Genomic DNA, 7,190 nt, shown 5'->3' on the forward strand with positions numbered 1-7,190 from the left:
CCGGAGACGAGGACGACGAGCCGGGCGGACACCATGACTCCCCGGTGAACGTTGACGGGATGTGCGGCCACCACGAAGCCTATGGGGCGGGCGCGCCGGCGCCCCCGTCGCTCAGGACTCGAAGCCGAGCGGCATGTACGTGTCGACGTTGTCCTTGGTGACGGTCTCGGACGCCAGCGTGATCGACTGCGGCACCTGGAGCTCCAGCAGGTCGGTCATGCCCTTGCCCTGCGCGATGAGCCGGCCCAGCTTGATCGCGGACGCGGCCATCGTCGGCGGGTAGGTGACGGTCGCCTCCAGCACGCCGGTGCCGGCCTTGATCTCACGCATGGCGTTGGCGGACCCGGCGCCGCCGACCATGAAGAACTCCTTGCGGCCGGACTGCTTGATCGCGGCGAGCACGCCGACGCCCTGGTCGTCGTCGTGGTTCCACAGCGCGTCGATCTTCTTGTGCGCCTGCAGCAGGTTGGAGGCGACCTGGTTGCCGGACTCGACGGTGAACTTGGCGTCCTGCTTCGCGGTGACGGTGAAGCCGTAGGACTTGAGCGCGTCCGCGAAGCCCTTGCTGCGGTCCTGCGTCAGCGGCAGCGTCGCGATGCCCTGGATCTCCAGGATCACCGGGTTGGAGACGCCCTTGTCCTTGAGCTTCTTGCCGATGTAGTGGCCGGCGGAGACGCCCATGCCGTAGTTGTCGCCGCCGATCCACGTCCGGTAGGACAGCTTGTCGGGGAAGACGCGGTCGAGGTTGACGACCGGGATGCCGGCGTCCATCGCCTTGCGCGCGACCTGGTTCAGCTGCTCGCCGTCGTTCGGCAGGATCACCAGGACGTTCACCTTCGCCCGGATCAGCGACTCGACGGCGGAGATCTGCTGGTTGATGTCGTTGGTCGGCTCGACCGGCTTGAACGTCACGTCCTTGTACTTCTTGGCCTGCGCCTCGGCGTTCTTGGCGATCGCCGCGATCCAGCCGTGGTCGGCGGCCGGCGCGGAGAACCCGACGGTGACCTGCTTGCCCGGCTTGTCGTTGTCGCCGGCGAGCGACCCGGCCTGCGCCGCGGGCGCCGCGTCGCTCTTCTCGCTGTTGCCGGTGCAGGCGGCGGCGAGGCCGCCGGCCGCGACGACGGCGCCGGAGAACAGGACGCCTCTGCGGGTGGGACGAGGGCTCTGATCACGCATGACGTGCTCCTGGTGAAGGGATGGGGCGTCCCCCGCCGCGCGCCTCCCCGCGGCGCGCGGCGCTGGACATGGGGGGTGGTGGACGGGGGTCAGGTGGGCGAGCGGAGCCCGCGGCGCTGCAGCAGCACGGCGATCACGATGATCACGCCCTTGGCGATGAGCTGGTCGCTGGTCTGCAGGCCGTTCAGGATGAACAGGTTGGTGATGACGGTGAAGATCAGCACGCCGAGGATCGACCCGACGACGGTGCCGCGGCCACCGGTGAGCAGCGTCCCGCCGATGATGACGGCGGCGATCGCGTCGAGCTCGTAGAGGTCGCCGTGGGTGCTGGAGCCGGTGGTGGTGCGCGCCATGATGATGAGCGCCGCGATGCCGCAGCAGAAACCGGACAGCGCGTACAGCAGCAGGGTGTGCCGCCGGACGTCGATGCCGGCGAGCCGCGCCGCCTCCGGGTTGCCGCCGACCGCGAACGTCCGGCGGCCGAACGTGGTGCGGTTGAGCAGCAGCCACCCGGCGACCGCGACGGCCGCGAAGATGTAGACGACGAGGGGCAGCCCGAGCACCTTGGTGGTGGACAGCGCCTCGATGGCGTCGTTCTCGGGCCGGACGAGCTGGGTCTTGCGGTCCGACATCCGCTGCGCGAGGCCCCGCGCGGCGACGAGCATCGCGAGCGTCGCGATGAACGGGACCATCCGCCCGTAGGAGATCAGCAGCCCGGTCACGACGCCCGAGCCCGTCCCGACGAGGATCGCGCACAGCGCCATCACGGCCGGCCCGTAGGACTGCGTCGCGACCGTGGTCGCCCACACCGAGGCGAGCGCCATCACCGACCCGACGGACAGGTCGATCCCGCCGCCGATGATCACGAAGGTCTGGCCGACGGTGATCACGCCGATGGTGGCGGCGAGCGCCAGGATGCCGACGACGTTCCCGGACGTGGCGAAGTTGTCGGGCTCGGTCACCAGGCCGACGACCGCGAGCAGCACCAGCGCGGCCACCAGCCCGAGATGGTGCATCTCCCGGGTCCCGGCGCCGCCGCCGCGCGCGAACGGCCGCCACGGCCCGCCGCCGCCCGGCTTCTTCGTGACGGGCGCCGAGCCGCGCTCGTCCGCTCCCGGGTCGGTCCGGGGGGTCTGGGGGGTCGTCCCCCCAGAGTGACCGGGGTCGTTCCGGGGGGTCTGGGGGGTCGTCCCCCCAGAGTGAGCCGTTTCGGTCACAGGGCGCTCCCTTCCATGATCATGTTGAGCACGGCGGCCTCGTCGAGGTCGCGGGCGTCGCCGGTGTGCACGACCCGCCCCTCCCGGACGACGAGGACCCGGTCGGCGAGCCCCAGCACCTCGGGGACCTCGCTGGACACCAGCAGCACCCCGATCCCGCGGCCGGCCAGCTCGCGGATCACCGCGTACAGCTCGGCGCGGGCGCCGACGTCGACGCCGCGGGTCGGCTCGTCCAGGATCAGCAGCCGCAGCCCCGTCGCGCCGAGCAGCCAGCGGGCGAGGACGACCTTCTGCTGGTTGCCGCCCGACAGCGTCACCACGGGCCGCCGCGGGTCGGGCGGCCGGATGTCGAGCGACTCGATCTGGCGGCGGACGTCCGCCAGCTCGCGGCGGCGGTTCAGCCAGCCGAACGAGGCGTACCGCGACAGCCCGGCGACGCTGACGTTCCCGGCGACGGACTCGTTCAGCAGCAGCGCCTGGCTCTTGCGCTCCTCCGGAGCCATGCCCATGCCGCGCCGCACCGCCGCGCCGGTGTCGCCAGGGCGGACGGGCCGGCCGTCCACGAGCACCCGCCCGCGCGCGGGCCGCCGGGCGCCGTAGACGGTCTCCAGGATCTCCGAGCGCCCGGACCCGACGAGCCCGGCCAGCCCGACGATCTCGCCGGCGTGCACGGTGAGCGAGACGTCCTCGAACGCGCCGGGCAGCGTGAGCCCCTCGACGCGCAGCACCTCGGCCCGCTCGCCGCCGGGCTCGGGCCGCTCCGGGAAGACGTACTCGACGTCCCTGCCGGTCATCAGCGAGACGATCCGGTCGGTCTCGGTGGTCTTGGCGGGCAGGCCGCCCGCCACGGCCTTGCCGTCCTTGAGGACGGTCACCCGGTCGCCGATCTCGCGGATCTCCTCCAGCCGGTGGGAGATGTAGACGACGGCGACGCCGGCGGCGGTCAGCTCGCGGATGATGCGGAACAGGTTGCCGACCTCGTCGTGCGCGAGCGCGGCGGACGGCTCGTCCATCACGATGAGCCGCGCCTCGTGGGAGAGGGCGCGGGCCATGCTGACGACCTGCTTGCCCGCCGCGGGCAGCCGCCCGACCTCGCGGCGCGGCGGGATCTCGCCGTGCCCGAGCCGGCCGAGCAGCTCGCGCGCCGCCCGCTCGGCGTCCCCGCGCCGGGTGAAGCCGAACCGGGCCTTCTCGTGCCCGAGGAAGATGTTCTCGGCGACCGACAGCCCGTCGACCAGGTCGAGCTCCTGGTAGATGGTCGCGATGCCGGCCCGCATCGCGGCGGTCGGCCCGGCGAGCCGCACCGGCTCGCCGGCGAAGACGATCTCGCCCTCGTCCGGCTGGTGCGCGCCGGCCAGCACCTTGATCAGGGTGGACTTCCCGGCGCCGTTCTGCCCGAGCAGGCAGTGCACCTCGCCCGGGCGGACGTCGAGGTCGACGCCGTCCAGCGCGCGGACGCCGGGGAACTGCTTGACGATGCCGCGCATGAGCAGCAGCGGTTCCATTTCGGGGGGCCTCCTCAGGACGCGGAGAAGACGTGGTCGCTGATGAGCCGCGCGCCGCCGACCACGCCGGCCGCGCCGGCGAGTTCGGACAGCACGATCGGCAGGTTGCCGGTCGCGAGCGGCGCGGACCGGCGGTAGACGACGCTGCGGATCTCGGCGAGCAGCGTGTGGCCGAGGCCGGCGACGCCGCCCGCGATGATCACCAGGCCGGGGTTGAAGAAGCTGACCAGCCCGGCGAGGACCTGCCCGACGTGCCGGCCGCCCTCCCGGATGATGCGCACCGCGGCCGGGTCGCCCGCGGCGGCGGCCTCGCCGACGTGCTCGGCGGTCAGCCCGCCGTGCGCCTCCAGCAGGGCCGCGAGCGCGGGCGAGTCCCCCGACCGGGCCGCGGCCTCGGCGTCCCGGGCGAGGGCGGCGCCGCCGAAGTACGCCTCCAGGCAGCCCGCGTTCCCGCACGCGCACATCGGCCCGTCGTCGTCGACGCGGATGTGCCCGATGTCCCCGGCGCTGCCGGACACGCCCCGGTAGATGGCGCCGTCCACCACGATGCCGCAGCCGATGCCGGTGCCGATCTTGACGAGCAGGAAGTCGTCCACCGACCGGGCGAGCCCGGCGTGCAGCTCGCCGAGCGCCATCAGGTTCACGTCGTTGTCGACGAGCACCGGGCAGCCGAGCTCCTGGCCGATCGCGTCCCGCACCGGGAACCGGTCCCAGCCCGGCATGATCGGCGGGACGACCGGCATGCCGTCGCGGAAGCTGACCGGGCCGGGCACGCCGATGCCCGTCCCGTGCACCTGCGGGATGAGGCCCTCGTCCCGCAGCTTGCCGAGCAGGTCGAGCGCCCGGTCCAGCACCACGGTGGCGCCCTGCCGGACGTCGCACTGCTCGCTGACGTGGCCGAGCACCTCCAGCGTCCCGTCGGTGACGGCGACGTCGATCGAGGTGGCGCCGATGTCGAAGGCGACGAACCGCAGGCTCGGCGCCAGCCGCACGATCCCGGACCGCCGCCCGCCGCGCGAGGCGGCGAGCCCGGCGCCCTCGACGAGCCCGAGCTCCACGAGCCGGTCCAGCTCCACGGCGAGCTTCGACCGGGACAGCCGGACGACGTCGCCGAGCTCGGCGCGCGACCGCGGCCCCTCGTCCCGCAGCAGCCGCAGCAGCCGTGCCTGATGCACGTTCTGCGGGCGAGCCGACATGCGCATCACGCCGTCCTCTCGGGATCCCCCGGGGCGGTGTGACCCCGGTCTCATGGCCGAGACCGTAACCCGCTTTCGCCGCTTTGAGAAGACCTTTTCACTAGATCATCCAAACTTTCTCCACTCAGAGGACAAAGTCACGGAAAGCAACGGCCCGCACCCCCCGCGCGAAGCGCGGAGAGCACGGGCCGTCAGTGACGTGCTACAGCGGTGCGGCTACGCGTACTGCCTGCCGCTCATCGTGCGCATGATGTGCTCGACCAGGGTGATCAGCACGCGCTTGGCGTCCTCGCGGTCGCGCACGTCGCAGTTGATGACGGGCACGTCGGCGGGGAGGTCCAGCGCGTCGCGGACCTGGTCGGGCGAGTGGGCGCCGGCGCCGTCGAAGCGGTTGACGCCGATGATGAACGGCACGCCGCGCCGTTCGAAGTAGTCGACCGAGGCGAAGCAGTCGGCCAGCCGGCGGGTGTCGACCAGGACGACGGCGCCGAGGGCGCCCTTGGCCAGCTCGTCCCACATGAACCAGAAGCGGTCCTGGCCGGGGGTGCCGAAGACGAACAGCACGAGGCCGTTGGGCAGCGTGATGCGGCCGAAGTCCATCGCCACGGTCGTCGTCGTCTTGGACGCGACGGCGGTGGTGTCGTCGATCCCGATGCTCTTCTCGGTCAGTGCCTCCTCGGTGCGCAGCGGACGGATCTCGCTGACCGCGCTCACCAGGGTGGTCTTGCCGACGCCGAAACCACCGGCCACGAGGATCTTCACCGTCAGCGCGGACTCGCCCTGCTGGGCCGCCGCGTCAGAGCGCACGGATTCCATCGATCACTTCCTTGAGTACGCGCTCGCTGGGGAACTGCGCCACCGGCGCGGGACGCCGGACCTGAATCAGCGAGTGGTCGAGCAGGTCACCGAGCAGGACACGGACCACCCCGAGGGGGAGTTCCAGATCCGACGCTATCTCGGCGACCGACAACGGGGTGCGGCAAAGCTCCAGGATCATGTCATGTTCGGGCTCCGGCGCCCACGGCGCCGCGGGCAGCGCGCCGTCCGCGGGCTCCGGCGGGTCCGCGACGGCGATCAGCGCGACGAGGTCGAAGTCGTCGCCGTCGTAGTGCGTCCGGCCTCCGGTGACCGCGTACGGGCGGACCACGGGCCCCGCAGCGTCGTCGTACCAGGCCGTGCCGCCCACCTCACACGCCGCCCGGCTCGGCCGCGGCCACCCGCGGATCCGCGGACAGGTGCTGCCCGACCCGGGTGACCAGCATCGCCATCTCGTAGGCGATGATCCCGAGGTCGGCGTCGGCGGAGGCCAGCACGGCCAGGCACGCGCCGCGCCCGGCGGCGGTGACGAACAGGAACGACGACTCCATCTCCACGATGGTCTGCCGGACGGGGCCGCCGCCGAACGACTCCCCGGCCCCGCGCGCGAGGCTCTGGAAGCTGGCGGCCACCGCGGCAAGGTGGTCGGACTCCTCGCCGGCGAGGCCCCGGGACGCGGCCATCTTCAGCCCGTCGCTGGACAGCACCACCGCGTTCTGCACCGCAGCGACCCGCTGGACCAGGCTGTCGAGCAGCCAGTTCAGGTCACCGCCGGCTCCGCCCGGGACCTCCGCGCCGGAGTGCTGGGCTCGTGTCATGGGGTGTCGTCCTCCTGCTCGCCTGGGTTGGGCTCGGCCTGCGCTGCCTCCGCGTCGGCCGCGTCCTGCCTGCCACGCCGCCATCCGGCCTGCATGGCGGACATCATCGATCGCATCGCCTCGGGTGAGCGCGCCGCGTCGTCGTCTTGCGGAACGGTCCCGCCGCGGGGCGGCGGCGGCTCGTCCACGGGGACGGGCGCGGCGAGCGGCATCCCGGCCGGCTCGGGCCCGGGCGGCGGCTCCGCGGGCCCCGCGGGCCCCGGAGGCGGCGCCTGGCCCTGCGCGGCGAGATGCGCGTCCACCCGCTGCTTGAGCTGGGGGGCCAGATGGGTCTGCCGCCTGCGCTTGGGCAGCTCGCCGTCCTTCGGCGGCGCCTCGGCGGGCGCGGGCGGTGCCGCAGGCGGCGGTGCCACCGGCGGCTCGGGCCGCGGCGGCGCGGGCCGCCGCACGGGCGGCTCCGGC

At 73.1% G+C, this 7,190-nt stretch carries 7 protein-coding genes and 1 pseudogene; all 8 read right to left on the reverse strand.

The features are described from left to right. Window positions 1-111: 111 nt before the first annotated feature. Window positions 112-1,176, reverse strand: a complete 1,065-nt coding sequence (locus tag AB0K34_RS45465; RefSeq protein WP_301177959.1) for an ABC transporter substrate-binding protein — start codon at window positions 1,174-1,176, stop codon at window positions 112-114. 89 nt (window positions 1,177-1,265) lie between these two features. Further along, on the reverse strand, window positions 1,266-2,393 hold the full coding sequence (locus tag AB0K34_RS45470; RefSeq protein WP_364554737.1) for an ABC transporter permease: 1,128 nt from the start codon (window positions 2,391-2,393) through the stop codon (window positions 1,266-1,268). After that, window positions 2,390-3,898 (reverse strand): sugar ABC transporter ATP-binding protein, encoded by a 1,509-nt coding sequence (locus AB0K34_RS45475; protein ID WP_364554738.1) that lies wholly within the window; start codon window positions 3,896-3,898, stop codon window positions 2,390-2,392. The genes AB0K34_RS45470 and AB0K34_RS45475 overlap by 4 nt, the downstream gene beginning before the upstream one ends. Window positions 3,899-3,912: 14 nt before the next feature. Next, complete coding sequence (locus AB0K34_RS45480) at window positions 3,913-5,100, reverse strand: ROK family transcriptional regulator (RefSeq protein ID WP_364554740.1); 1,188 nt, start codon at window positions 5,098-5,100, stop codon at window positions 3,913-3,915. 210 nt (window positions 5,101-5,310) lie between these two features. Continuing rightward, on the reverse strand, window positions 5,311-5,910 hold the full coding sequence (locus AB0K34_RS45485) for an ATP/GTP-binding protein (RefSeq protein WP_138641007.1): 600 nt from the start codon (window positions 5,908-5,910) through the stop codon (window positions 5,311-5,313). Then, a complete protein-coding gene (locus tag AB0K34_RS45490) occupies window positions 5,891-6,280 on the reverse strand; it encodes a DUF742 domain-containing protein (protein WP_205719616.1) in 390 nt (129 codons plus the stop codon). Before AB0K34_RS45490 ends, AB0K34_RS45485 begins: the two co-directional genes overlap by 20 nt. 1 nt (window position 6,281) lies before the next feature. After that, window positions 6,282-6,728 carry a roadblock/LC7 domain-containing protein gene (locus tag AB0K34_RS45495; RefSeq protein WP_138641009.1) on the reverse strand — a complete coding sequence of 149 codons (447 nt, stop codon included), beginning with the start codon at window positions 6,726-6,728 and terminating at the stop codon, window positions 6,282-6,284. Next, window positions 6,725-7,190 (reverse strand): annotated as a pseudogene (locus AB0K34_RS45500) (hypothetical protein); the annotation flags it as partial. The pseudogene AB0K34_RS45500 and the gene AB0K34_RS45495, both read right to left, overlap by 4 nt.

The sequence above is a fragment of the Actinomadura sp. NPDC049382 genome (assembly GCF_040677125.1).
Taxonomy (GTDB): Bacteria; Actinomycetota; Actinomycetes; order Streptosporangiales; family Streptosporangiaceae; genus Spirillospora; species Spirillospora geliboluensis.

Bases quoted from the DNA above. Each gene is read 5' to 3' on its own strand.
- AB0K34_RS45485 (WP_138641007.1), bottom strand. From the start codon at position 5,910: ATGGAATCCGTGCGCTCTGACGCGGCGGCCCAGCAGGGCGAGTCCGCG.
- AB0K34_RS45480 (WP_364554740.1), bottom strand. From the start codon at position 5,100: ATGCGCATGTCGGCTCGCCCGCAGAACGTGCATCAGGCACGGCTGCTG.
- AB0K34_RS45475 (WP_364554738.1), bottom strand. From the start codon at position 3,898: ATGGAACCGCTGCTGCTCATGCGCGGCATCGTCAAGCAGTTCCCCGGC.
- AB0K34_RS45465 (WP_301177959.1), bottom strand. From the start codon at position 1,176: ATGCGTGATCAGAGCCCTCGTCCCACCCGCAGAGGCGTCCTGTTCTCC.
- AB0K34_RS45495 (WP_138641009.1), bottom strand. From the start codon at position 6,728: ATGACACGAGCCCAGCACTCCGGCGCGGAGGTCCCGGGCGGAGCCGGC.